The following is a 24,438-nucleotide window of genomic DNA, read 5'->3' as shown; positions in this document are numbered from 1 at the left end:
CCGATCGACTATGGAAACTTATCCAAATAATAACTTTGAAGTTTTACGCTTGGAGATGCGCGTTACCAACCGTGAATTCGCGTCTTTATTGGGGGTACGCGAACAGGTGTACTCGCGTATTAAAAAAGGAGAGTATCCTATTGGACTTACGATGAAAACACGTATTCAAGCAGCTTTTCCTCAGGTTCAGTATGACTGGTTGTTATATGGAAAGGGTGAAAGAGTAGAGATAACTCCTTTAATGCACCCCGACACGATAGCAATGCTTAGTATTGGTAACGGTAAGTCAATAGGGTATTTTTCGGAGGACGTCAAGTTTATTGACGAAAATAAAAATAATATATTTTTTGAAGTTTCCCCAGGACGATATTTGATGCAGACAAAACTTGTGACAGAGAAAGCTAAAGCCGGGTATTTGTCTGGCTTTTCTGATGCTGAATATATGGACGATTTACCGGCACATTTTATTACGGTCAATGAGTTTCATAAAGGTGCCTATCGTTCTTTTGAAGTTAGTGGTGATAGTATGACCGATGGAACCGATGCAAGTGTATTGGACGGCGATATTGTGACGGGACGTTTGATTAAAAGGGAGTTATGGCAATCAAAATTTCATACCCACAAATATCGTTATTGGGTTGTTGTACATAAATATGAAGGAGTTATTATCAAAGAAATTGCTCATCATGATGTCAATAACGGAATTCTTACCCTTCGTTCGCTAAATGCTGATAAAACAAGATACCCGGATTTTGAAGTAAGTTTAGATGATGTTGACCAAATTTTTAATGTTGTAGATATTAGCCGTTCGCTTTAGGAACAGCCTAACTCAGAATATGATCGTTTTGGTGGTTCGTCTCTTCATATCAACGTTTATAGGTGGACCTTTTTGTTTCGGCTATATGTGCGATAAATTAATCCAATCGCCCGCTATTAAATTGAAAGTTCTCCGTATCAAGTCTTTATGTGTTTGCTAAAAAATATAGAAATAAAAACTAATATAATTAGTTTTTATTTCTATATTTGACTATAAATTGAACGTATGCGGACATGTTGTTGCGTGCTGTCTTGGCGCTCCTAGTATATATTTAACGTTAAGAAGACTGATAACGTGACGAGAATATTGGTTGCTCATTATTCAGGCATGTCCGTGACGTTCAATTGAAATAATAGGTACATGTGCGTAGGTTGTCAGGGCGGGGTGGAGGCATTTTTAAATAAATCGAACTATTTACTAAGTTGTACCTTTGGACTTACCATTTACTAATCATCATATGTTTATTTTTGAAGCCAGGTTTTGAAATCTGGCTTTTTTATTTCTTATGCTATCAATTGTTGTTAATTTTAGTCTTTTACAAAGCTTACATCGGTTATTTTATAGGAAAAATTATCTTTTTTCCGTTCAGTTTCAGGTTTTTCCATTTCACTGTAGTGAACGGTTCCCTTCATCTTGAAGGTTGTATGGGAATCTAGATTGATTTTTTCTCCCTTATCGTCAAATACATAAAAGTTCTTAAGCGTATAATTTTTCTGATCTGCGGGAATTTCAAATAAAACATTGTTTTTTTCTGTCCCTACAGGTAATATAACGCTGAATGCAGTGAATTTTTCAGAACTAAATGCATGAGATTTAACTACGAAATTCATGGCCATAGTTTTTGATTTACCTGATGAGAATGTAAAGGAAGGTGCATCAAATTCACCTGTTAACGTAATGGTTTTGTTTTGATTGTCATAGTTTGATTCGATAGCTTTTACCGTATCGACAGAACTACCATTGCAAGATGCGAACAACGCTATGGCAGAAGATACTAACAATGATGTCGAAATTAAGTGTTTTGTTTTCATGGGGAAAAATTTCATTAATTGTATATTATTTTGAGCATAACATACTTCATACTGCTATGCTCCTTTTTTAATTGTAAAGACCCTTTTTATTGATAGACAACTTCTGCTCATTTATGTTTTGGCAGTTTCTTGAAGATTTCTTTGAATCATCAATATACATGCTTTCATGATGATTTAAGCTCACATTCAATAACATCCGTTGATCAATTTTTATAAAAGTAAGGTATTGAGGAAGAGGTTTTAGCACTTGATTTAAATTCGGGGGGAATGAATTTAAATTCGCATGCCTTGGGCTTTTTTTCGTCTATAAGAGATAGGTAAATGATAAACTCGAGTTTTATTTCGGCGGAAATGTCAGTAAACAGGTTGTAAGGGATTTGATCTTATATTATAAGCCCAATGTTATGATCAATTTTTTGATTTAAAAAAGACCAAGTTAATAACTAAACAAGTGAGTGTAAGTAAAGAAGAGCAAGTTCGGATGTTATTCCAAAATACCCAGGGTTTTTCAAAGATGTCACGAGCAAGTCTTAACGATTTTTCTGAAGATATCGATAGGTCTATCGAGGCTAATTGATTATTTAAGGGTACATTTTGGGTGCCTGTAACCACAAGTACACCAATAATATAGCTTAGGCATGCTGCTAGGATTAGATAAAATTTAGGTGAATACAGGTCAAAAAATAGTATAGTAGCCATGAGTAACAAAATTGGTGCGCCTAGAAAACAGCAGTAAAAAGCTGAGTTTAGTATTTCTTTATTGATATTTTGCATGGCCATCAAAAAGGCTTTATCGTTGAGTTTATGTAGACCCAAATTGACCGAAAAGGTATACGAAAAAAACAAACCTGATATGATAGCCGAAAATATTGTTGCCAGCGCTAAAATGATGTCTTGCGATTTCATGTCTATATTTTTTTTGATGTACAATGTTTTACTGAACTTAATTGTCTAGGTGTTCTAATTTATCAAAGCATTGTTTTCTTATAGCAAATATTTCGAAGAAGTTGAGGCTTAAAGAAATTACACACTTTCGTTGAGCTCGCCCTTAGACAATACAAAAGTTGTGATAAACAGTGAGTCAATATAGAATAAAAACGACAGTAACCTACTTTTTGTTAAATGATGTTGGAGTTGTTCCTGTGAAAGTCTTAAAGACACGAATAAAGTGCGATTGGTCGGAGAACCCATTTTCATAAACAACTTCCGTTAGCTTTTGGAAATCTTTGCTATTAAGCTGTTTCAAAGCGGCCTGAAACTGTACCATTTTAGCGAATTGTTTAGCGGACACCCCAGTTTCCTTGAAAAACCTTCTTTCAAAAGTTCGGATGTTCAATGCTTCTTTTTTTGCAATTTCCTTAATAATGATTTGGCCCTTTTTTTCGATGATTTCGAGAATTGTTCGCTGAATCGAAAAATCTATGTTATATTTCTTGCTATCGAAAAAGCTGAGGAGCGATTGTGTTAATAGTTGGATGCTGTTTTCAGCGTTTGAAGATGAGGATAATGTACTGCTTAGTTGGTGGAAGTCTCTATTTGAAGGAGCATTTAGATCATAGCAGCCGTCGTTTATGCTTTCGGGCGAGATACCCCAAAATCGGCGTAATACAAATGGGTAAAATTGAAAAACGATAATCTGAAAAGGTCCTGTTACATCTATTGAAATCGGTTTTATTGTCTGACCATAGAGAAAAATCGTCGGCATCTTTTTATCATGAGGCTTGATTGTAAAATCACCATAGCATCGTTGAAACAATAGACCGGGGTAACCATCAGCATAAAAAGGTAAGTTTACGCGATCATTTTTCTGACTTTCAAATACCAGGATCGCCTTTACGAATAATGTAATGGATGTATCAGGGCTGATAATTTGAGAATTCATCAATTAACTTTGTTGGCTTTTGATTACGACCTGTTGTACGTTTAAATATACCGAAAAATCTATTATAAGATGGAGTTGCCCTAAGATTTTCATTAGCGGATTTGTAATATCATAGTATATCTAAAGTCTACGCATGCAATCCGACTTATTTGAAATAAAAAAGGGGATTTTTTCTTCTCACCTGAAATAATTGAGCATGTTCCAGTAATTTAACATAATTATTTTGCCAATAATTGGCAATCCAATTTGAATCCAATGAAGGATTGTAATGACCCAGGTCACTTTTTAAAACGACCGAATCCACTGCTGTCCCAACATTCCAAATGCTTATTTTGCTGTAACGTCCCCTGTAGGGAGGAGTATAACATTTAATAGCCTGCACGCAACTGTCAACCGAGGGATAATCATAAGTGTCGAAATTATCCAATGTTGCAATGCTGATTTTCTGATAATTGCACATGCTTGTTGTGCGAGTTACAACTAAAGAATGCAACGGCGAGTAGTCCCAGCAACAATTTCAAGGGTAAGTTTATTCTTTTTATGCGAAGCTGTTGTTTGAGGTAGCTTATGTAAATTAAATGGTGTAGTTGTATTATATTGAATGACTTATTAAGCTTCTGTTTTCGTTATCTGATAACAGCGATTGTAGTGGGTTTAAGATTGGTCGGGTTGTTATTATATCATATAGACCGATTTTTTGATTGTGTTTAAAGTTGACCTGATCCCTAAGGTTAGCTTATTGTATACGAGCTTGTGTTCAGGTCGGCTGCTGAAAGCGTTTTTAGAAGTTCTCTAGCTGCGGCGCTACCTGCACGGTTTGCACCGATTGTTGATGCTGATGGACCATAACCCACGAGGTGAATTCTTGGTTCTTTAGCGACCATGGTCGCTAGTCTGCCTGCCATTTGAATGCCGCCCTGTTTTTCTTTTGGTAGCACTGCGTCTAGATGGCTCAATGAACTTTTAAAACCTGTATTCCAAAGTATAACATCTGCTTTTTGTTCTGTTCCATCGGCCCATTTGATCCCCTTTTCGGTTATTTCTTGAAACATTGGAAAACGTTGAAGGACACCCCGTTTTTCCATCTCCTGGATTTCTGTAGAATAGGGGAGGCCCGTAACGGAAACGACAGACAAAGGTGAAAGCCCTAATCGTACACGTTCTTCTACCATAGCAACCGCATTATGGCCAGCCATGTCATCAAATGGCCCCTCTCTGAATAAAGGCGGTCGTCGTGTTACCCAGGTTGTCGTTGTAACCTGGGAAATTTGGTCCAATAGCTGAATGGCGGAAATACCAGCTCCGACAACAATAACATGTTTGCCACGAAAATACTCTGCAGTTTTAAAATCCTTTGTGTGAAGTTGCTCGCCCCGAAATAATTCTGCACCTGGATAGGTAGGAATATAGGGGTTTTCCCATGTTCCAGTGGCGTTGATAATACCGAGTGCTGAGAAAAGAGTTTCTGCCGTATCGATATGAAAGCGATCTTGGTACATGTAGACTTTTTCTACTTTAGCTGGTCGATATACTTGAAGTTCAAATTTTTCTTCATAAAGTTTAAAATAATGGGGAACAGCGGTGTTGGCTTGAACTTCCGCCCCTTTTGTTGATAAAGTCTCCTCAAACGACATGCCGGGCAAATCGTGTATTTTATTGACTGTACTTAAGGTAAGGGAGTCCCAGCGAAATTGCCAGGCTCCTCCGGGTGCAGAGGCTTCATCCAGGATGATAAAATCCGGCCCGATTTTAAGTCCGAGCTTCTTCAAATGATAAGCAGCAGAAAGTCCAGCCTGACCCGCACCAATGACTGCAATTTTTGTTTTGTAGCGAATGTTCTTTATCATACGAGAGCGGAGTTAACGCCAACCAAGTTCGGGAGCTACGTGTTCCAAAATGGCTGAAAGAATGTGGACATTGTAGTCGACCCCTAGCGTATTTGGAATGGTCAATAATAGCGTGTCTGCTTCCTGTATTGCTTCATCTTGCGCTAGTTCTTTCACGAGTTGATCTGGTTCTGCGGCATAACTTCGCCCAAAAATCGTCCGCTTGTCCGATTCGATTACCCCAATTTTATCTGTTTTGTCAGCCTCTTGCCCGAAGTAATAACGATCTAAATCATCGACCAGAGCGAATATGGATCGACTGACCGAAACGCGGGGTTCACCAGAGTGCCCTGCTTCCTTCCAGGCCTCTTTGTATAAACGTATTTGTTCGGCCTGCTGAATATGAAAAGGTTTGCCATTTTCATCATATTTCAAAGTGGAACTTTGCAGGTGCATCTTGTTTTGAGCAGCCCATACAGCCGTGGCATTCGATGCTGCTCCCCACCAGATACGATCACGTAACCCTTCCGAATGGGGTTCGAGTCTCAGCAAACCGGGCGGGTTTGGAAACATTGGATAGGGATTTGGTTCAGCGAAACCAATTCCTTTAAGTTTTTCTAAAAATTCCAATGCTTTTTGCCTTCCCATATCAGCATCTGTTTCGCCCTCGTTGATATTGTAACCAAAGTAACGCCAACCATCTATTACTTGTTCAGGCGATCCTCTGCTGATGCCGAGCTGCAATCTGCCCCCGGAGATTAGATCTGCAGCTCCCGCGTCTTCCACCATATAAAGGGGGTTTTCATAGCGCATATCGATGACACCGGTGCCGATCTCAATTTTTGAGGTTTTGGCTCCAATGGCCGATAATAAAGGAAAAGGAGATGCTAGCTGATTCGCAAAATGGTGTACACGGAAATATGCACCATCTATGCCTATTTCTTCAGCAGCTACTGCTAGATCGATGGATTGCAATAAAGTATCGCTTGCGGTCTGCGTACTATATGCGGGATGCTTGGACCAATGGCCAAAAGATAAAAAGCCTATTTTTTTCATAAATCACAATGGGATTTGATGTCAATCAAATTTAATAAATGTTGCGATTATATCGGTAGTTTGGATTGTCCGATGGGTGTCAATAATATATGGTTTGAATGAATTTGCCAAATGACAAGTAGGCTGTGGCTCAAAAAGAGTAATTTTATGTATTATTCAATTGTATAAGTGATTCAGGATGATGCTTTCAGACAAATTATTACAACAGATCGAGTTTATTAAGGAGATTGATAAGATTAAATATATCCAGCGCAGGACAAAACTTTTCAATAGTGACCGTCCCGAAAATGACGCTGAACATAGTTGGCATCTTGCCCTCATGGCTATTGTACTTTCAGAACACGCAAATCAATCCGTGGATTTATTGAAGGTAGTCAAAATGGTATTGATACACGATATCGTCGAAATTGATGCAGGTGATACTTTTATCTATGATACAGAAAAAAATCATACCAATACAGGTGCGGAGCGTTTGGCAGCTCAGCGGATTTTTGGAATTTTGCCTGGGGAGCAAGCGGAGGAACTCATTGCGATCTGGGAAGAATTTGAAGCTGGTCAAACGCCAGAAGCACAGTTCGCGCGAGCGATGGATCGATTGGAGCCACTTTTACAGAATAGTTCCAATAATGGTGGAACCTGGAATGAACCTGGTGTAAATTATGAAAAGGTTTATGCAAAAAAATCTGTCATTAAGGATGGCTCAGCAGTATTGTGGGAATATGCAGAAAAATTGATCGATGCTGGAGTTGCTCGAGGGATTCTCAAAAAGGGAAAGTAGTTAGGATACTGATCAATGGCCAGCAGTAATCCCGATACTATTGCTGACCATTGTGGTTTTATAAATATACATTAATCGTCATCATCCTCTTTTTTTTCGCTTACCTTTAGGAAGGCGGCTCTTTTTGGAGCTGGAGCGGATTCACCTTTAAGTCCCTGCCATAGAATTTCATTGAATACCAAATCAGGCACAGCGTCTTCTTTCGACCAATCATATTTGTCACTCCATATAGCTAGTTTCCCTTTACTTGGATTGCGCTCGTTGAGATCTACATTTGCGTCGATATGGTCAAATGGAGTATAGTCGGGGCTAGTGCTAAACGATCGCCACATGGGTGTTGCAGCGGCGTCGTATTGCGTCATGGGTTTCATTCCTAAAATCAGCTCTATTGTTCTAATCATCCCTGAGGTTGAATACATGGTGTGATCTACAGATCTTCTTTTTACATAGGGACTAATCAAATAGGCCGGACTACGGTGTGCATCCACATGGTCAGGACCATTCTGGGCATCATCTTCCAGTATAAAGATCGCAGATTCTTTCCATATTGGACTCTTGCTGATATGATCGACAAACATCCCAACAGCGAGGTCATTGTCCGCTACATGTGCATAAGGGGACTTTTTGCCGGCACGCATCCCTTCCGTATGGTCATTGCTGATTCGAATGGTTGTCAATTGGGGCATTTCTCCTTTTTGGATGAGTTGATCAAAATCAGCTTTCCATTGTCTTATACGTGTGGTGTCGGCAACACTCAAGTCATAACTTGTATATCCAGTGGCAACATGCCCTTCCAAAGATTTTACGTTAGGTTTTCCTTTGTCTGCGAATTCACCATAGGTGCGATAAGATACCTGATGTCGCTTGGCATTATCCCAAATAAATCCGCCTTTATTGTTGGCTATTTCTCGTTCCCCTTCTCCTCCATAAGTACCGCCGCGACCGCCATAGCTTGATGGCCAGGTTTTCTCGAGATAGTCGGTGGCATAAGCACCCATACTCCAATTGTGCCCATCCGCACTAACTTCCGCATCGACATAGAAATTGTCTAGAAGTGCAAATTCATTGACAATTTTGTGTTGATTAGGTGTGATTTTTTCGCCGAATAAACAAAGTGAAGTGTCTCCATTTCCTTGTTTAACATCACCTAGAACTTGATCGTAGGTACGATTTTCTTTGATGACATAAAATACGTATTTGATCGGAGAGGGGTCTCCAACTTTCATTGGGATAGGGTTGCCGACTTCACCCTCTGTTTGCAGCTCCTTTTCTTTCGAATAGGGCGTATTCCGGTATACCGCACGAGAATATAGGGCGAGTTCTTCTGGTTTAGGATCGGGTATAAAGCTTAACGTTCCCCTAAAAAGACCAGCAATATATTGTATCTCTTTTGGTTTGTTGAGGTCGCCCGCATGACGATCGACTTTTTCCTTTTGGTCTGTCGGATTAGGGCCTTGTGGATTAGCTTTGGATGATAAGCCTTTGCCATTTGTAACCAGAATTGTTTTACCGACTACTTTTACATTCGTTGGATACCAGCCCACTGGAATAAATCCTTTCGAAATAGATCGGCCAGGCTTACTTACGTCGAATACTGCTAAACAATTGTTGTCTGCATTGGCTATGTAAAGGGTTTTATCATCTGTGGACAAAGCAACACCATTGCTGGTCGATCCACTTGGAGCATTAGGATACAATGCCGCATTCAATGTTTCTACCACTGCGCCTGTTTTGGTATCGATTATGGATACCGAGTTGTCGTTTGCGTTGGCGACAAAAAGCCATTTACCATTTTTACTAAACGTAATTTCATTTGGGTGGCTACCTACAGGAATCTCTTTGGTTATCTTATTTTGTGTAACATCCCATACTAAAATCTTTTCTCCACCCCAGACACTGATATAGAGTTGTTTTGCATCAGGTGTAAGCTGACAGGTATAACCCTCAGCTCCCAAATCATAAATTGCTTTCGTTGCTTTGGTTTTTAAGTCTACGACATATAGTTTTTTATCTTCTCTGGTGACGGTGTATAATTGCTGTTTGTTTTTATCATCTACAGCCAATCCAGCTATCCCTATTTTATTGGGCCATGGCTTGCCAAGAACAATAGAATCTTTGAATGCAATTTTTTCACCGTTGATCTTATAGATCCTGATCATGTTATCATGTCCTCCAGAAGCATACAGTGTATTATCATCGCTCGAAAAGGCCAATCCATACCAAGATTTTGGTATAGCAATACTATCGATTTTTCGTTGTGAAGCTAGATCGATAAGATCTATTGTTTGTGTACTTTGTCCATTGTTGCTGACAGCTGCCAGCTTTTTATGATGACTGATAACTAAGTTCAGCGGTAAATCTCCGAGTTCTATTTGTTTCCCAACAGGGATTAGTGTCCAGCCATTTGGTAGTCCAACCTTATTGCTTTCCAAAATTGAACTAATCCTATTTTGTATATTGTTTTGACTGAACGTGAGCTGCGAGGTTGCAAACATGCACGTTGTCAAAATGAATGTTCCTATTCTTTTCATGGGACATATTTACGAAATTGAGTAGTCAGACTAAATAGGAAGCATCAAAATTAAAGAAAACTTAATATTGGACCGCGAACTTAGCGTAGGTTATAACGCGTTGTTTTTTAGTATGGTCAAGAGCCTCTGAAAATCTGTTTGCAAAAAAAAATAATATATGACAGAAAATTTAGTATGGAATTCTCTTGTGTAATTGTTTATAGCAAAAGCTGATCGGTTTATAGGTAAAAGTCTGTTGTTTACCGATGGGAATTGTTCTTTCACCGAAAACTTATGGTTTTTTAAAGTTTATTTTTTGAAATTGGATTGATAAACTATTCAATCTTTATTTATGATACACTTCTTTAATTCATTGGTAATTTTAACTATAGTAGGATTGATAACCATCTCTACCAACGTGAAAACTAAAGATCCTCAGGCCAATATTGGGGACACTATAGTAGAATATAAATCTTCAATCAATCGCGCTATTAAGCCCAGTATCCTACACAATATGCGACAAGATAAGGTTCAACTATATAATATGGATTACAAAGATTCTATTTTGTAACATTAACTTTCTTATTTGAAGTGACTGTTTTTATTTTTTGAAAAATATAATTTTTTAAATTACTTTATTGTTATATAGATTAATTTCGTATATTGGGTTATATTGAAAATCAAGAGGGTATGTTATAGTGTCTGTTCTGTTTTTGCAGCGCTCTAGCGCAATTCCCATCTTTGTGAAGCCTATATTTTTAAATTGATTATTCTTAAATAGCTTGTTATGAAAAAGAAAAGTTCGTCGTGGTTTTTTTATGCCATTATTGCTATTGTCATTTGCGTATTTCTATTATTGAATCTACCTGAACTTATTCAGGGATTTATGAACGGTTATAATTCAGTTATCAAATAGCAACCTGGTGTTTACCGTTTAATTTACCATACTTACCGAGTTTTTTACTGTATTTATCTAAATTTTGTAGCTGTTGCACGCGCTGTATTGTAGTTTAGAATGAGTAAATAGAATAGGATTAACACCGTATTTCTTGAATTGAACTTAATCAGATCTAATGAAACGAGTCGAAATATTTAAAACCAATGTTTATCGAATGAAGGATGCACAGCGAATTGTTGCAACTCTTGTCAGCCTGTTTTCCTCTTATAAAATTAACTTCGATCTTGACGATGAAGAACGTATTCTAAGAATTGAATCTTCACAATTGGAAATTGAGACCAACAGCATTGTTAGAAAGATGTTTGAGTGGGGTTATCGTTGTGAAAGAATCATTTAATTATATTCAAAAAATAAAAAACTAACAATTATATTAATTTTCATTGTAAATTGTGCTGGTAATTTGTTGAACAAAACTGTTGGCAGGTCTTAGGGATATTATGTCGAATAGTCAAGGATTTCAATATAGGATTATTTAAAAAAACATTGTTGGTAAGCGCAATATATCGGATATGATTGGTAATAGAATGCTCATTCTTTTAATTTTCTTTATTTTTAACACAGATTGTTTGGCACAAAATGGTACTCCTTTATTGATGGGGAGGTCAGAGATTTTGCATTCAAAAGTTTTGGGTGAAGACAGAATGATCAACATTTATCTTCCCGACAATTATAACCCCAATGATTCTGTTCGCTATCCAATTGTATATGTTCTTGATGGTGGTGTTGATGAAGATTTTTTTCATATTGCGGGTATTGTCCGTTTCAGTACACAACCCTGGATCGATAGGTTCCCTCGAAGTATTGTTGTTGGAATAGGTGGAAATACACGTAGGAGAGATTTTACCTTCCCTGTTGAAAATACAGATTTTATAGAAAAGGAAGGTTTTCAAAAAGCTAGCTTTCCCTCGTATGGTGGTTCCGATAAATATAGAACCTTCATGAAAAATGAATTGATTCCTTACATAAGTGGCAATTATAAATCGAATGGAAAACAGACTTTAATAGGAGAATCACTCGCTGGGCTTCTTTCCGTAGAGATACTATTAAAACAACCCGAACTATTTGATGACTATATTATTATAAGCCCAAGTTTGTGGTGGGGCGAGGAGTCATTATTGAAAAAAGCGGAGAAGTTTCTACAAAGTAATTTGAAAAAAGATATAAAAGTTTATCTTGGTGTGCCCAATAAAGAAGAAGATGTGAGAATGTATGATGAGGCCATAGCGTTATCTGATATACTTAATAACAATAAAAAAATTCATTTTGTATTTGATTACATGCCTGATGAATTGCATTCCACTGTAATACATCAAGCGGTCTACAACGCTTTTAAGAAGTTGTATCCAAAAACATTTTATTCAAAATAGTGTGGAGATATGTAGCGATTAATTTTATTTTATACCTAGGTTTATTCTATCGTGCCATTCATCTTCCAGAATTGACATCAATAGCTTGTCGTGAAATTGATTATCCCTAAAACAGGCTTTACGCATTCTTCCTTCCAATTGAAATCCTGCGTTTTCATATGCTTTTATCGCTGCATAATTCGGTTCAGATACCGTAAGCATAATTCTATTGAGCCCTAGATTTCCAAACCCTATATCTAGGATTAATTTGGTAACTAAAGAGCCTATCCCTTTTCCCCATTCTTGGCGATCCCCTATAAAGATAAAATACTCTCCGGATCTGTTTAGCTTGGAAATATTACAAATGCCCGCATACCCAATCAGTTTATTCGAATCGTTTAGGAAAATTCCACGATTAAAATTTTTAGAATCGTTGACAACGGATAAAAACCAATTGTCTATATGATCCTTTGATCGGAGTGACTGAAAAAGAGAGAGGGAATATTTAATAGATAAATCGTCATTGAGCCATTCATAAAATGGTGAGACATCTTCAACAGAGAGTGGTTTTAAGTTGACCATGGTTTAAGGTATATTGCATTCATTATTTTCAAAATTTATTCAGGTTCAAAGGCTCTTCAGCTAATGCTCGTTCCCCTGATAGATGCACATGGGGCGTTTTTCTTGGCTCTTTCGAAGCTTTTTTGTTAGAAATTGACGGCAGTACGATTTGCTATTAGCATTTGCATATGAAAGTGCAGGTAAATTTCCTGCGCTATCTTCTTGACCATTTTATTTTTACTGCTGATAGGTTGGAAGTCTCAAGACGTTGATTCGGTTCGACTTCAAAACCATTTTTCATATAGAAACCTAGCGGTGAATTATACGGGCAATTATTATTTTTTTTCTCCATGTGATGGTCTATCACCCAGCCGTTAAGCTCCGTTTCTTCAGATTTCAATCTGTCAAGTAGATTGGAACCTATTCTTTTTTTGTGTAAAAGACTTGAAAGTATAATAAGAAACCAGCGTTTTGTATCGCGATCAAATTTTGAACACCAACCGACAATTTGTTGATTTTGTTTGACAAGGATGTGTTGTGGTTGGCCTAAGCTTTCCAGATAGTTCTCAAAGGTCGATAGGCTGGAATATGCCATAACTGCGGGATATTCTTCATTCCATAATCCCATGATAGCAATTTTTTCGTTCCTGTCAAGTTCTGAGGTCATCAGATATTCAGTCGATATTGTATTCATTTAGATTAATTTACCATAATTTGCTGAATTATAAAGAATAGAGTTAAACTATCTATATGGTAGTTTTACAACATACGGTTATGGCCGTATAGTCCTCATTCATGAGCAAATTTGTTGTTTTATTTTAACGGGTTAATGATCACTTGGTCCACCGTTTTCCCCTGCTGATCGAGAATTTTGAAGATTCCTTTTTCATCGTCTAAATCTACGCGAAGCACATTATTGTTGGAATTTACAATGACCGGAAATTGTATCGTATTTGTCGCATTTTTGATTATGTGTCTATGTAAATGTCCTGATAGCATGATCTGTGTTCCTGCTTTGTTGAGGATAGGAACAAATTTCTCTAAAATCTCTTGTTCCCCATGCCAACCACCAAAAGGGGGCATATGACAGATTACGATCTTATATTTGGCATCTTTAAATGACGGATCTTCAATAGCTTGAGCTAACCAGGCCGCTTGTTCGCTTCTATAGTTATCCATATCTACAATGCCACTATATTCAATGTCGGTATCGGGTTTATCTTCACCACAATCTAAAATGATAAAACCAGCATTTCCATGCCTAAATTGGTAATATAGTTTACCTGTTGGTGTTGGGAAATATTGGGGATATTCAGTGGCAAAAGGTCCACGTGTTTCATGATTGCCTCTTGAATAAAACATTGGTTTTTCGCTGGCGAACTTTTTAATGGCGGTATCCATAAATCCTTCATATAGTTGTGTTTCACTTAATAGGTTACTAACCATATCACCGTTGAATACCACAAAGTCACTAGTCTTTAGACCGCCGATATCCAATAGCTTATCGAGAACCTCATTGCGTTCGTGAATATCATTAACTACCATAAAATGGGTAGATTTGGCCATGCCAAAGGTTTGGAAAACTAGGGGTGCCTTTTGATAGACATCAGTGGCCACTACTTTTCCATATTGCACATTGACTCCAACATGTTTGAGAACTTCCTGACTATACACACGATATCTATAGCGTGTTCCAGGTTTTAAATTGGTCAATGTAACTTGATGTAAGGTGCCTACTTTTTTGAAGCCATAGGCAGCCGCATAATATTTTGGTCTTTCCTTAAAGTAAAAGTGGCTGGAGTCATCTAGGGCCAACTAAACCCAACCGGTAGCTGGTTTGTCTGTTGTCCAAATTATAGAAACAGATTGCTCTGTCAAACCTTGAATGAAAGGTAAGTGATTTATTCTAATCGCATCCTGACCAACTGCCATAAAACGATTGAAGAACAACAATAGGATGATGCATTTTAGTTTCGTCATTTTAGTGCTTGGGTCTATAATTGATGTTCCTCCGTAAATGATTTTTTTCAATTTAAAGATATAAAAATGTGTAAAAAAGCCATCAATCATAATGTAACAGTCTTGCTAGACTAAAAGGTGGCAAAATAGTCTTCACCTTGGTCGAAACACTCGGTATTATTGACGAGGGTGTGGCAATCACTTATGAAAGTACCTTCTGCACAAAAGCTATTGTAGAGATATCAAAAATTTCAGGTAAAGAGTTAAAAAATCTTCCAGCTGTTGATACAGAAAATACAATTGTTTCATATGTTTAGTTTAAGGCCACGTCGTGAGACGTGGCTTTTATGTTTATTTGACACTACTTTCAAAATGATAAGTACCCGAACCTATATCATGGCTGGAATCAACGAGTACAATTTTTGCCCGTGTATTTGCCGGGACGGTGACATCTAGTTTCAATAGATTATTCTCTAAGACCCAGGCCGATTTTACCGTACCGTACACCGTTTCAAGTTCTGCAGATGCCTGTGTTAATTTACCTCCCGGTTTTGGGGCAATAACGATAGATTTATAACCCGGAGCATCTGCTGCCGAGTTAATTCCAGCTATTGTTCGATACATCCAGTCACCAATGGCGCCATAGGCGTAATGGTTATAGGAATTCATGTCTGGAGTTTGAAAAGATCCATCAGGTTTAATACCATCCCATCTTTCCCAGATGGTGGTAGCGCCCATTTTCACGGGGTAGAGCCACGAGGGATAACTCTCTTGCATCAATAGATCGTATGCAACGTCATTATGTCCAAATCGAGTTAAGACATGGCATATATAAGGGGTGCCCAAGAAACCTGTCGTGAGGTGGTTGCCATAATCCCGGATGTTGGCAACAAGGCGATCAGCACATGCGGCTCGTAATCCTTCAGGCAACATATCAAATTGCAGTGCCAGTACGTAAGCAGTCTGTGTACCGGATACGAGGCGACCTGTTGGAGTCATATACTCCTTTGCAAAGGCTGCTTTGATGTTAGAAAGTAATGCCGTGTATTTGGCAACGTCTTCTTTTTTGCCTAAGACCTCCGCTGCATTAATCAGTAGTTGCGTCGAGTGAGCATAAAAAGTCTGTGCGATTAGATATTTATCGGTTACAGCGGCTCTTCCATCATTATCATCATTCGGACGGTAAAAAAGCCAATCCCCAAAATGAAAACCTGAATTCCAGAGATTATTTTTCGCAACAGAAGTAATATAACCCACCCATTTTTGCATACTCTCGTATTGTGTTTCTAATATTCTGCGATCTCCATAAGCGCGGTACATATCCCAAGGAATAATTGTGGCTACATCGGCCCAACCAGCTGACGCACCATCATTGATCCCGAGTACATTTGGTACGACATGAGGAATGAGTCCGCTGGGTTGTTGGTCAGCTTTGACATCCTTTAACCATTTCGTAAAGAATCCTGCTACATCCATGTTGTAAGCCGCGGTATTCGCGAAAGCTTGTGCATCGCCTGTCCAACCTAAGCGTTCATCGCGTTGTGGACAGTCGGTAGGTACGTCTAGGAAATTTCCTTTTTGTCCCCATTGAATATTGTGCTGCAATTGGTTGATTAGGGGATTGGAAGTCGTAAATTTACCCGTTGTCGCCATATCAGAATAGAGAGCCACGGCCGTTAGATCATCGGATTTTAATTCTCCGGGATAGCCCTCAACTTTTACATACCTAAAACCCTGAAAAGTAAAATGCGGTTCAAAGACTTGTTCGGCCCCACCTTTTAAAATATAGCTGTCCTGAGCCTTGGCAGATCGTAGATTTGTTGTATAAAAATTACCTTCTTTAGTAAGTACTTCAGCATGACTTAGTGTAATCTTTGTTCCAGTAGGACCCTGTGCCTTCAAAATCACCCATCCCACCAAATTTTGCCCAAAATCTACCACAGTTTCCCCTTTTGGGGTTTTAAAAATGCTGAGGGCTTTAAACTGCTCATGTTTCCTAACAGGAGGACCGCTCATCGCGATAAGCTTTTCCGTTCCTTTGTTCATCACATTTACATTCTTCCAGTTGCTATCTTCTTTAAAATCAGTATTATCCCATCCAGTAATCTCCATTCTAGCATCGTAAATCTCTCCATCATAGATATCCGACGCCATAATAGGCCCATAAGTATACTTCCAGTTCTCATCCGTATTTATTGTTTCCTTTGTGCCGTCGGTATATTCGACCTCAAGTTGTAAAAGCAGTCCCCGTGTATCGCCATAGAAATTATGCTGGTTTCCAAATCCAATACGGCCTTTATACCAGCCATTGCCGAGACTTGCGCCCAGCACATTCGAACCGATCCTAAGCAATGCTGTAACATCGTAAACTTGGTATTGCAACTGGTTCTTGTAGCTGGTCCATCCCGGAGCAAAATATGTGTCACTTATACGGGCGCCATTAAGCTTGGCTTCGTATAGGCCTTTTGCCGTAATATAGGCCATCGCTGATTTTATCTTTTTTTTCAGGCTGAATTCTTTTCTGAAAAGTGGACTTCGGGACGAAGTGTCCTTTCCTGAGGCAGTGATCCATTGTGCAGACCAATCTGAGGCTGAGATTCCCATTTGAAAGAATCCAATTGTGGACCAGGCAGATGTATTGCCATGATTGTCTTTTACCCGAACTTGCCAAAAATATTTTTTCTTTGACTGAAGGGGAGATCCCGCGTAGTCAATTAACACAGATTGATCTGTGGAAGCACGATGTTTCCAAACTAGATCTTTATCTTTATTTAAGAAAACTTTGTCTGTTCCCACTCGGATTTCATATTCGGCTTGTTGCGTGTTTTTCTCCGTAGAGTTTATTTTCCAGCTCAATCTCGGAATCTCGGTTTCAACGGCCAATGGATTGCTCAGATGTTCTACCTTTAGGTCAATTACCTCTAGTTTTTGAGCGAAAGTGGAGAGATTTAGTACGATCAGAAATCCTAATATTCCTAATTTTTGAAGCATAGTCTTCATAGATGGTTTTATATTTGATTAGTAACGTGTTGCTTGGAGTATAATAGTAATATAGCTATTATCCGCAATAAATTTTATATAAGCGTCATGTACTATCCTGACACTAAAGAAAAACTTGTCTTATGCTAAGGTCGATTGGGAAATCTATCTATAAATTCGTTAATAATAACGGAAAATCCAGGCCGTGTTTAATATTCAAAAAATAAAAATTGACAATGGAAAATTATAGTCAAACTATCCAGTTGGGTGTAACAAAGGATCGGCTTTTTAAAGCGCTAACCGATGAAATACCATTTTGGTGGACAACCATGTTTGAGGGCTCTTCCAATAAGAAGGGCGATAGATTTACAATTCGCTTTGGCGATCTTATTTACAAAGTAATGCAAGTGGAAGACTTATATGAAAATGCAAAAGTTGTTTGGCATGTCGAAGATTCATTGATAACCCTTCCTGGATTGAAAAATCAAAAAGAATGGATTGGCACAACGATCGTTTGGGACATCACTGAAAAAGAAAACGGGATTGTGTTGCAACTTGAACATATTGGCTTATCCCCTGAAATCGAATGCTATGATATTTGTACAGATGGATGGCGACAATTTGTGAAAAGTTTAGAAGCATATATTAAAACAGGTAAAGGACAGCCTTTTTCGAATTGATCCTTGCTAGCAAATATAGCTTCTGTTAAGGTATTACTATCTTCATAGTGGGCTGGATGTGGCAACCAAGCTTCCGGAATGGATTTTTTACCATAATAAAATATATAACTGAGAGCCAGCCCTTGGGGGGCTCCAGTATCTGTCTCTCCTCGAAGATTAATAATCCCTAAAACAGAGTGCCCCTATAATTTTTCTTTCCCAAAAAAAGTAACATAGGCTTGATTCTAAGCTGTCTATCACATATCCATTGGATCCCAGCTCATCTTCAGATTTACTCCTGATGTCATGTAGAATGACACGGTCGAAATAAACCTCTCCACTGTGGAAAAATTGATTGGATCTGAATACAATGGAACTATGATAGCTATAATTTCTTGTAGAAGCTTTGTTAATTGTTTGATTAATTTATGAAAATAACAATTAAATTAATAATCTGTTTGATGAAATAATTGAAATAATTTACGATATTTGAATGAATTATAAAACTGTGAGGAAATAAAAATTAATATGCTTTCTGAAAGATCAATGGACCTATGGATCCGCATTGATGTGGAAAGCATTTATTTCTAGAATTGAATAAGAACAATGGAGTATTTTTCCCAACTTGGATACCATTCTAACGAAATCGTAAAATTCGCTGCCGCTAGCGGAATCTTTTCCCTACTTTTAAAATGTGGTGAAGTAATCCATTTTACACCACAAGATCCGGAGCATTTTAGAGCCTGGTTGATTGAAAAAAATATCGAAGATATTAAAAGCGAAAAACAGCAGCGAGAATTTTGGGGGACTAGCATTTAATACCATAAACAGTAGATAATATTTTGGTGAAAAGCCAAAAATTATATTTTTTTATATAAAAAATCAATTTATACGATCTTATGAAAAAGACATTACTTCTATTGGCGCTGCTGATTTGTATGACCATTAATAGCTTTGCCCAAGGCAGTTCGATGTTATGGAAAATTTCCGGTAATGGTCTAAAACAAGATTCTTATTTGTTCGGTACGATCCATATGTTGTGTCCAGACGACTTTGTCATCAAACAGAAGAATTTAGATGCGCTCAATGCTAGTAAAAAGGTAGTTTTTGAAGTTGATCTTTCCAAACCAGAAAATGCAAAATCTCTACAGGCATTTACTGTTTCGGATCCGAATTTTATAAAGTCATTTTCTGAAGACGACATCAAAAAGATGGACAGCGTGTTGATCGCACAGCAGCTTTCAATCAAATTGTTGGATTATGTATCACCTGTTGCTGTTATATCCTTGTTCTCGATGAAAGGATTTAATTGCCCGGATCCTACAAAGATGAAGTCTTATGAGGTTGAGCTGTCAGCACTTGCGACCAGCCAAGGAAAGGTAATAGGAGAGTTGGAGACACCTGATTTTCAATTTAATTTGCTGAAGGATCTCATTACACCTAAATTGTTCATGGAATCTGTTTTTCAGTTGGAGGAATACCCTGCATTGACCGTTAAGATGGTTCAAGCTTATAAATCAGAGAATTTGGAAGAGTTGACAAAATTGCTCCAAGATCCAGCCTGGATGACGAAAGAACAAAAAGAAAAATTGTTAATTGGGAGAAATTTGAATTGGAGTAACCTGATACCCCCTATGATCAATGAAGAATCCTGTTTTATTGCCGTTGGCGCAGGGCATTTGGCCGGTGATCAGGGGCTGATTACCTTACTCCGAGAAAAAGGATTCAAAGTAGAGGCCGTAAAATAAATCTTATCTTAGTGGATATTTAAAACTAAGAAAAAAATGGCATCCGAGCACAACAAAACAGTAGAGATATTGAAAACAGGTGGCAAGACATATTTGATTTTTGGTATAAGTAGGGGATTAGGTAGAGCTATAGCGTTGAATTTGCCAAATGAGAATGATCTAATATTTGGTATTTCCAGGAATGAACCAAATTATTTAAGTGCCAATTCAGACATCCGATGGATTGCTACCGATCTATCCCAACCGAAAGAATCTTCGGAGACGATAAAGGCAATAATAGGAAATCAGCGGATTGATTATTTTATCTATAATGTTGGGATATGGGAAAAAGATGCATTTACGGAAGCGTATAATTTTGCAGATAGCAGCGCCTCCGAAATAATAAACTTAATCAATACGAATATTACGTCTTGCATTTTAAATGTACAGTCGGTAATAGATAATTTAAGACAATCGTCCAACGCTAAGATTATATTGATTGGTTCTACTTGGGGTTTAGATAACCATAGTGGAAAAGAAGTTGCATTCTCTGCGACAAAGTTTGCATTACGTGGTGTTGTCCATTCCTTACGAGAAAACCTTAGAAAAGATAAAATAGGTGTTTCCATATTAAATTTGGGCTATTTAGCGACAGAATTTGATCATAATGAAACAATAGAAAACGTTATTGTACAAACACAAGGTAATCTTATTCCCCTGCAAGATGTAATCCAGGCATTACGATTTATTATCTCTACTTCAGCGGCAAGCTGTGTAAAGGAAATTAATATGCCGGCAATGTGTGATTTTAATCTATAACATTGCTTTTGATCCGCACTTCTTGCCGTTATAAATTTTTTGACATCGCGATAAATTTGCATTTGGTCAACGTATACATGCACTATATCAAAAAGATTGGTGCTTGAGCCGTCCAAAAGCTTCCTTTGTTGAAAAAACATGAGGAAACAAGTATTATGTGCAGTTATACTCAGCGGTTTTACTACGCTGGCTGCACATGCTCAAAATGCAGTATCGGGACAGGTTGCTGTGGATTATGTCCCACTATCAAATTATATTCGCCCTGAAGATAGTGTTAAGACAGGTTCAAAGAGCGATTTTAGGCGGATACAGTTTAACCTGGAAGTTCCATTATCTACCAAAATAGATTCTTCTGGCAATATAAAACGCTGGTCCTGGAAGATAGGGGCAGCTTATGCAAAGATGGAAAATAGAGGGTACGAAGAGCCCTTATTCCCGACTGAAATGCTCAATGCAGAAATGGGACTTCAATACCTGACCTCATTAAGGAAAAATTGGTCTCTATTGACTTTCGCCTCCGTTGGGATTTATTCAGACCTCGTTAAAGTAAATGGTAAGGATGTACTGGGGCAGGGGGGAGTGCTTTTTATCAAAAAATTTAGACCGAATTTAGCTTTTGGTTTTGGCCCTGTGTTGAGCAATAGTTTTGGCGTGCCAATGATCTTACCTGGCTTGTATTTTGACTGGAAAACAAATGGAAAAGTGAAGTTCAATGTGAATTTCCCACAGGGTCTTTCCGCATCCTATCACCTCAATGAATTGGTTGATCTTCGTGCTGTCGTTAATCTAGATGGTATGACTGCAGAGCGAGAAAAGAATGGGAAATCTACTTTGGCTGGTTTTATGTTATTGACAGCTGGGCTTCAGCCTCAGTTCAATTTGGGCAAGAGCCTTAAACTTCAGCTGACCGGCGGAAGCACACTTGCCAGATTGTATGTAGAGAATGATAGGTCGCTGAAAAGTTTATTCAAGAACAAAAGTCAGGCGGATCCCCGGTTTTCTCCAACCTTCTATACTTCCATAGCACTTAAATGGAATATGCCTTAATCATCTGCTGAGGAGCTTCTTAAAAACAACATTTTGGAGAAGCTCCTCTCTTTTTGTACGCGATATCGGTAATTCTTTTTCCTGTATATATACTCTCCCCCCAGTAATAATATCAATGTGGTTTACATTGACTAGGTAGGATTTGTGAATACGAAAAAAATGGTTGCCGGGTAATGCCTCTTCCAAAGCTAACATGGTTTGATGGATTGTAATTGTACGTTCTTTAAAGTGAAGTTTTGTATAATTTTGCATACTTTCCGCGTACAGAATATCTGTCCAGGAGATTTTAACAAAAGCATCCCCCTGTCTTACAAATAACATATTGTCATTCGGACTACTTTCCTGTAAGGGTTTGTTCCGCTGTACAAAAAGCTGATAAGCTTTGGTGCTGGCCTGATAGAAACGCTGGAAAATTATAGGTTTGAGCAGGTAATCAACAGCTTGAAGTCTGAATCCTTCCAACGCATATTCTGAATAAGCCGTGATGAAGATACATAAAGGCGGGTTTTCAAGGGAGTCTAAAAAGTCTATACCATTGAGATAGGGCATATTAATATCTAAAAAAATAAGATCTATATCGCCCTGCTGTAACCTCGAAGTTGCAGCTAGTGCTGAAGGAAATGTTTCCACTAAATCCAAAAAATCGATCTGCTCGGTCATTTCGGCAATATGTTGCCGCAGCATAGGTTCATCGTCTACGATGATACATTTCATTTTAATTTCTTCCATTGTCAATAGTTAGCTGTTAAGATCGATGGTCAGTTGTATAGTAAAACTGTTGTCAAGTTTATGTATTGTTAACGAATAGTTGTTTTCATATTGCAGTTCCAGTCTTTTTTTTACATTTTCCAGCCCTATGCCCGAGTGTCCTGTCGAAGCTAATTGCGGATAGTCCTGATAACTATTACTGATGTTGAATTGAAGTTTTCCTTCTTCCTCAACACAGGATAGCTCTATGCTTCCTTTTTGATTTGGAAGGCGGTTTACGTGTTTAAATGCGTTTTCGACAAAACAGATGAGCATCAATGGTGCAATATATAAATCCTTTGAAGATTGATTCCATGAACAGCTTACATCCAGTTCGTTACCCCACCGCATTTTTTCTATGGCTATAAAATCCTGTAAATATTGCAGTTCGCGTGTTAAAAGTACGAGCGGTTGGTTGCACTCATAGAGCTGATACCTCAGAATGTCCGAAAATTTCAGAAGCAAATAATCGGCCATTTCCACATTCTTTTTCATGAGGATATGAATATGGTTCAAGACATTAAACATAAAATGAGGATTGACCTGATCCTGTAAAAATTTTACCTGACTTTCAAGAAAATTCTGCTGCAATTGACTATGGATACGTTGAATATCTGCATGTTCCTGATAAAATCTAATTCCGCAGGCCGTACCATTGATCAGTAGGGAAGATGGAATTGCTTGATAGAAATGAGTGAGTATTAGCTCTGTCCTTTCATGGTTAGCTATTCCTTCTTTGGTGAGAATGAAATAGAAATCTATACTTCCAATTAAAATAGCTAAAATAACTACAAAAAGCACTGCTTTTAGTACAAAAGGTTTCATTTGTTGAGCCTTGATCGCTCGTGGTAGAACCCGGTCACTCAGCCACTGCGATACAATAATCGAAGAAGCCATGATTAGCGAGGTGTGCAGTAACGCCTGGAGCGAATCGAACTCGCCTTTTATTTGAATCCATACAGCAAACCCAAGAACGAACCAAAAAGAAATGAGAAAAAGATGTTTATTTAAATAGTTTTTTTTGAACATATGACGATTTAAAAAAAATACCTTTGGAGCCTGATCCCGAGGTAGCTCCAAAGGTAAAACTTATTCATTGTTTTAGAAGATAAAGTAACCCAATCCAATGGAAAATGCCTGTGGTTTGGATTTAAAAGATTTATTAAGGTCAGAAAAACCGCGTTCATAACGAACATCGAGTGTAAATCGCTGAATATCGACTCCCAGACCGCCGGTAACTTGTAAGTTTGATTTATCAAAATGTTTCATTCCCTGTTGTATTGCTTTTAGAGGCGGCAAGTTGTCGTTTAGCGTATAGCTGTAAATTGCACCAGCTAATACCCGGAAATTGATGTCCTGATTTTGGTAGATTTTGTAGCCTGCAACGACGGGGATATCAATCGCATTCCATTTGAGTTTGCTTTCGGTTTGCCCTTGCGGTTTAAGTGCTGCTTTACGCTTATTGAAAAGAGCTTCACCCTGGATATAGGCTCTTCCAAGATTAACTCTTGCCATACCCCCTACGTGTAACCCTATGGCATATTTGTCATCTAAGTCTGCTAATTCGGTATTGAGTTTGTTGAGACTACTTCCCCCTTTAATACCCAATTGAATGAAAGGTTGCTCCTGAGCAAACAGTTTTTTGCTAAACATCATGGCAAATAATACGATGCATGATAAAATTGCTTTGTTATTCATTTTATATTGTTTTGATTTGTTCAAAAGAACAAAGGATC

At 38.0% G+C, this 24,438-nt stretch carries 24 protein-coding genes; 10 read left to right on the top strand and 14 right to left on the bottom strand.

What is annotated here, in order from left to right:
- The first annotated feature begins 10 nt into the window (after positions 1–10).
- The gene (locus M2419_RS11940; protein WP_153848475.1) at positions 11–817 is read left to right on the top strand and encodes a LexA family transcriptional regulator; all 807 of its coding nucleotides are present in this window, start codon (positions 11–13) and stop codon (positions 815–817) included.
- Positions 818–1,344: 527 nt separating this feature from the next.
- On the opposite strand, the gene M2419_RS11935 is transcribed toward M2419_RS11940, so the two are convergent.
- From M2419_RS11935 to M2419_RS11920, 5 genes are all read right to left on the bottom strand, one after another.
- Positions 1,345–1,848 (bottom strand): hypothetical protein, encoded by a 504-nt coding sequence (locus tag M2419_RS11935; protein ID WP_259255157.1) that lies wholly within the window; start codon positions 1,846–1,848, stop codon positions 1,345–1,347.
- Between the two features lie 408 nt (positions 1,849–2,256).
- Positions 2,257–2,547: an anthrone oxygenase family protein gene (locus M2419_RS27510; RefSeq protein WP_369073911.1), complete on the bottom strand. Its 291-nt coding sequence runs from the start codon at positions 2,545–2,547 to the stop codon at positions 2,257–2,259.
- Positions 2,548–2,956: 409 nt separating this feature from the next.
- The gene (locus tag M2419_RS11930) at positions 2,957–3,730 is read right to left on the bottom strand and encodes a helix-turn-helix domain-containing protein (protein WP_259255156.1); all 774 of its coding nucleotides are present in this window, start codon (positions 3,728–3,730) and stop codon (positions 2,957–2,959) included.
- 731 nt (positions 3,731–4,461) lie between these two features.
- The gene (locus tag M2419_RS11925; protein WP_259255154.1) at positions 4,462–5,577 is read right to left on the bottom strand and encodes an NAD(P)/FAD-dependent oxidoreductase; all 1,116 of its coding nucleotides are present in this window, start codon (positions 5,575–5,577) and stop codon (positions 4,462–4,464) included.
- A 12-nt stretch (positions 5,578–5,589) separates the two neighbouring features.
- Entirely contained in the window at positions 5,590–6,612 is a 1,023-nt protein-coding gene (locus M2419_RS11920) for an LLM class flavin-dependent oxidoreductase (RefSeq protein ID WP_159729738.1), read from the bottom strand.
- A gap of 178 nt (positions 6,613–6,790) precedes the next feature.
- Between M2419_RS11920 and M2419_RS11915 the strand changes: the two genes are divergently transcribed.
- Complete coding sequence (locus tag M2419_RS11915; RefSeq protein WP_235032931.1) at positions 6,791–7,390, top strand: HD family hydrolase; 600 nt, start codon at positions 6,791–6,793, stop codon at positions 7,388–7,390.
- A 71-nt stretch (positions 7,391–7,461) separates the two neighbouring features.
- On the opposite strand, the gene M2419_RS11910 is transcribed toward M2419_RS11915, so the two are convergent.
- Positions 7,462–9,921, bottom strand: coding sequence for a glutaminyl-peptide cyclotransferase (locus M2419_RS11910; protein ID WP_259255153.1), 2,460 nt, complete (start codon positions 9,919–9,921; stop codon positions 7,462–7,464).
- Positions 9,922–10,687: 766 nt separating this feature from the next.
- Here M2419_RS11910 and M2419_RS11905 point away from each other — a divergent pair.
- The 3 genes from M2419_RS11905 to M2419_RS11895 all read left to right on the top strand — a co-directional run bounded on the left by M2419_RS11905 (position 10,688) and on the right by M2419_RS11895 (position 12,225).
- Positions 10,688–10,816, top strand: coding sequence for a hypothetical protein (locus M2419_RS11905; RefSeq protein WP_256602545.1), 129 nt, complete (start codon positions 10,688–10,690; stop codon positions 10,814–10,816).
- Between the two features lie 157 nt (positions 10,817–10,973).
- Positions 10,974–11,195 carry a methyltransferase type 11 gene (locus tag M2419_RS11900; protein WP_075991379.1) on the top strand — a complete coding sequence of 74 codons (222 nt, stop codon included), beginning with the start codon at positions 10,974–10,976 and terminating at the stop codon, positions 11,193–11,195.
- A gap of 172 nt (positions 11,196–11,367) precedes the next feature.
- A complete protein-coding gene (locus tag M2419_RS11895; RefSeq protein ID WP_259255152.1) occupies positions 11,368–12,225 on the top strand; it encodes an alpha/beta hydrolase in 858 nt (285 codons plus the stop codon).
- Positions 12,226–12,249: 24 nt separating this feature from the next.
- Here M2419_RS11895 and M2419_RS11890 read toward each other — a convergent pair whose 3' ends face one another.
- From M2419_RS11890 to M2419_RS11870, 5 genes are all read right to left on the bottom strand, one after another.
- Positions 12,250–12,786: a GNAT family N-acetyltransferase gene (locus tag M2419_RS11890; protein WP_182329872.1), complete on the bottom strand. Its 537-nt coding sequence runs from the start codon at positions 12,784–12,786 to the stop codon at positions 12,250–12,252.
- A gap of 193 nt (positions 12,787–12,979) precedes the next feature.
- The gene (locus M2419_RS11885; protein ID WP_182329870.1) at positions 12,980–13,459 is read right to left on the bottom strand and encodes a GNAT family N-acetyltransferase; all 480 of its coding nucleotides are present in this window, start codon (positions 13,457–13,459) and stop codon (positions 12,980–12,982) included.
- 119 nt (positions 13,460–13,578) lie between these two features.
- Entirely contained in the window at positions 13,579–14,580 is a 1,002-nt protein-coding gene (locus M2419_RS11880) for an FN3 domain-containing metallophosphoesterase family protein (protein ID WP_259255151.1), read from the bottom strand.
- Positions 14,581–14,835, bottom strand: coding sequence for a hypothetical protein (locus M2419_RS11875; RefSeq protein WP_200845629.1), 255 nt, complete (start codon positions 14,833–14,835; stop codon positions 14,581–14,583).
- Positions 14,836–15,075: 240 nt separating this feature from the next.
- Positions 15,076–17,715: an alpha-L-rhamnosidase gene (locus M2419_RS11870; RefSeq protein WP_182329868.1), complete on the bottom strand. Its 2,640-nt coding sequence runs from the start codon at positions 17,713–17,715 to the stop codon at positions 15,076–15,078.
- A gap of 224 nt (positions 17,716–17,939) precedes the next feature.
- Here M2419_RS11870 and M2419_RS11865 point away from each other — a divergent pair, with 224 nt between their 5' ends.
- The 5 genes from M2419_RS11865 (at position 17,940) to M2419_RS11845 (ending at position 21,955) form a co-directional block, all read left to right on the top strand.
- Entirely contained in the window at positions 17,940–18,383 is a 444-nt protein-coding gene (locus tag M2419_RS11865; RefSeq protein ID WP_153848487.1) for an SRPBCC domain-containing protein, read from the top strand.
- A gap of 585 nt (positions 18,384–18,968) precedes the next feature.
- Positions 18,969–19,181 carry a hypothetical protein gene (locus M2419_RS11860; RefSeq protein WP_153848488.1) on the top strand — a complete coding sequence of 71 codons (213 nt, stop codon included), beginning with the start codon at positions 18,969–18,971 and terminating at the stop codon, positions 19,179–19,181.
- Between the two features lie 80 nt (positions 19,182–19,261).
- A complete protein-coding gene (locus M2419_RS11855; RefSeq protein ID WP_153847033.1) occupies positions 19,262–20,110 on the top strand; it encodes a TraB/GumN family protein in 849 nt (282 codons plus the stop codon).
- 36 nt (positions 20,111–20,146) lie between these two features.
- The gene (locus M2419_RS11850) at positions 20,147–20,908 is read left to right on the top strand and encodes an SDR family oxidoreductase (RefSeq protein WP_153847032.1); all 762 of its coding nucleotides are present in this window, start codon (positions 20,147–20,149) and stop codon (positions 20,906–20,908) included.
- 138 nt (positions 20,909–21,046) lie between these two features.
- Positions 21,047–21,955, top strand: a complete 909-nt coding sequence (locus tag M2419_RS11845; protein WP_153847031.1) for a DUF6268 family outer membrane beta-barrel protein — start codon at positions 21,047–21,049, stop codon at positions 21,953–21,955.
- On the opposite strand, the gene M2419_RS11840 is transcribed toward M2419_RS11845, so the two are convergent.
- The 3 genes from M2419_RS11840 to M2419_RS11830 form a co-directional block, all read right to left on the bottom strand.
- Entirely contained in the window at positions 21,956–22,684 is a 729-nt protein-coding gene (locus tag M2419_RS11840) for a LytTR family DNA-binding domain-containing protein (RefSeq protein ID WP_202883689.1), read from the bottom strand.
- Between the two features lie 9 nt (positions 22,685–22,693).
- On the bottom strand, positions 22,694–23,731 hold the full coding sequence (locus M2419_RS11835; RefSeq protein WP_153847030.1) for a sensor histidine kinase: 1,038 nt from the start codon (positions 23,729–23,731) through the stop codon (positions 22,694–22,696).
- A gap of 72 nt (positions 23,732–23,803) precedes the next feature.
- Positions 23,804–24,400 (bottom strand): porin family protein, encoded by a 597-nt coding sequence (locus M2419_RS11830; protein ID WP_182329863.1) that lies wholly within the window; start codon positions 24,398–24,400, stop codon positions 23,804–23,806.
- Positions 24,401–24,438 lie beyond the last annotated feature (38 nt).

This window comes from Sphingobacterium sp. BIGb0116, assembly GCF_024808035.1.
GTDB lineage: Bacteria > Bacteroidota > Bacteroidia > Sphingobacteriales > Sphingobacteriaceae > Sphingobacterium > Sphingobacterium paramultivorum.
The sequence above is the reverse complement of the archived record's forward strand: the minus strand, read 5'-3'. Positions and strand labels throughout refer to the sequence as shown.

Coding starts and splice junctions, on each gene's coding strand:
- M2419_RS11940 (WP_153848475.1), top strand. CDS start 11: ATGGAAACTTATCCAAATAATAACTTTGAAGTTTTACGCTTGGAGATG.
- M2419_RS11935 (WP_259255157.1), bottom strand. CDS start 1,848: ATGAAAACAAAACACTTAATTTCGACATCATTGTTAGTATCTTCTGCC.
- M2419_RS27510 (WP_369073911.1), bottom strand. CDS start 2,547: ATGGCTACTATACTATTTTTTGACCTGTATTCACCTAAATTTTATCTA.
- M2419_RS11930 (WP_259255156.1), bottom strand. CDS start 3,730: ATGAATTCTCAAATTATCAGCCCTGATACATCCATTACATTATTCGTA.
- M2419_RS11925 (WP_259255154.1), bottom strand. CDS start 5,577: ATGATAAAGAACATTCGCTACAAAACAAAAATTGCAGTCATTGGTGCG.
- M2419_RS11920 (WP_159729738.1), bottom strand. CDS start 6,612: ATGAAAAAAATAGGCTTTTTATCTTTTGGCCATTGGTCCAAGCATCCC.
- M2419_RS11915 (WP_235032931.1), top strand. CDS start 6,791: ATGATGCTTTCAGACAAATTATTACAACAGATCGAGTTTATTAAGGAG.
- M2419_RS11910 (WP_259255153.1), bottom strand. CDS start 9,921: ATGAAAAGAATAGGAACATTCATTTTGACAACGTGCATGTTTGCAACC.
- M2419_RS11905 (WP_256602545.1), top strand. CDS start 10,688: ATGAAAAAGAAAAGTTCGTCGTGGTTTTTTTATGCCATTATTGCTATT.
- M2419_RS11900 (WP_075991379.1), top strand. CDS start 10,974: ATGAAACGAGTCGAAATATTTAAAACCAATGTTTATCGAATGAAGGAT.
- M2419_RS11895 (WP_259255152.1), top strand. CDS start 11,368: ATGATTGGTAATAGAATGCTCATTCTTTTAATTTTCTTTATTTTTAAC.
- M2419_RS11890 (WP_182329872.1), bottom strand. CDS start 12,786: ATGGTCAACTTAAAACCACTCTCTGTTGAAGATGTCTCACCATTTTAT.
- M2419_RS11885 (WP_182329870.1), bottom strand. CDS start 13,459: ATGAATACAATATCGACTGAATATCTGATGACCTCAGAACTTGACAGG.
- M2419_RS11875 (WP_200845629.1), bottom strand. CDS start 14,835: ATGATTGATGGCTTTTTTACACATTTTTATATCTTTAAATTGAAAAAA.
- M2419_RS11870 (WP_182329868.1), bottom strand. CDS start 17,715: ATGCTTCAAAAATTAGGAATATTAGGATTTCTGATCGTACTAAATCTC.
- M2419_RS11865 (WP_153848487.1), top strand. CDS start 17,940: ATGGAAAATTATAGTCAAACTATCCAGTTGGGTGTAACAAAGGATCGG.
- M2419_RS11860 (WP_153848488.1), top strand. CDS start 18,969: ATGGAGTATTTTTCCCAACTTGGATACCATTCTAACGAAATCGTAAAA.
- M2419_RS11855 (WP_153847033.1), top strand. CDS start 19,262: ATGAAAAAGACATTACTTCTATTGGCGCTGCTGATTTGTATGACCATT.
- M2419_RS11850 (WP_153847032.1), top strand. CDS start 20,147: ATGGCATCCGAGCACAACAAAACAGTAGAGATATTGAAAACAGGTGGC.
- M2419_RS11845 (WP_153847031.1), top strand. CDS start 21,047: ATGAGGAAACAAGTATTATGTGCAGTTATACTCAGCGGTTTTACTACG.
- M2419_RS11840 (WP_202883689.1), bottom strand. CDS start 22,684: ATGGAAGAAATTAAAATGAAATGTATCATCGTAGACGATGAACCTATG.
- M2419_RS11835 (WP_153847030.1), bottom strand. CDS start 23,731: ATGTTCAAAAAAAACTATTTAAATAAACATCTTTTTCTCATTTCTTTT.
- M2419_RS11830 (WP_182329863.1), bottom strand. CDS start 24,400: ATGAATAACAAAGCAATTTTATCATGCATCGTATTATTTGCCATGATG.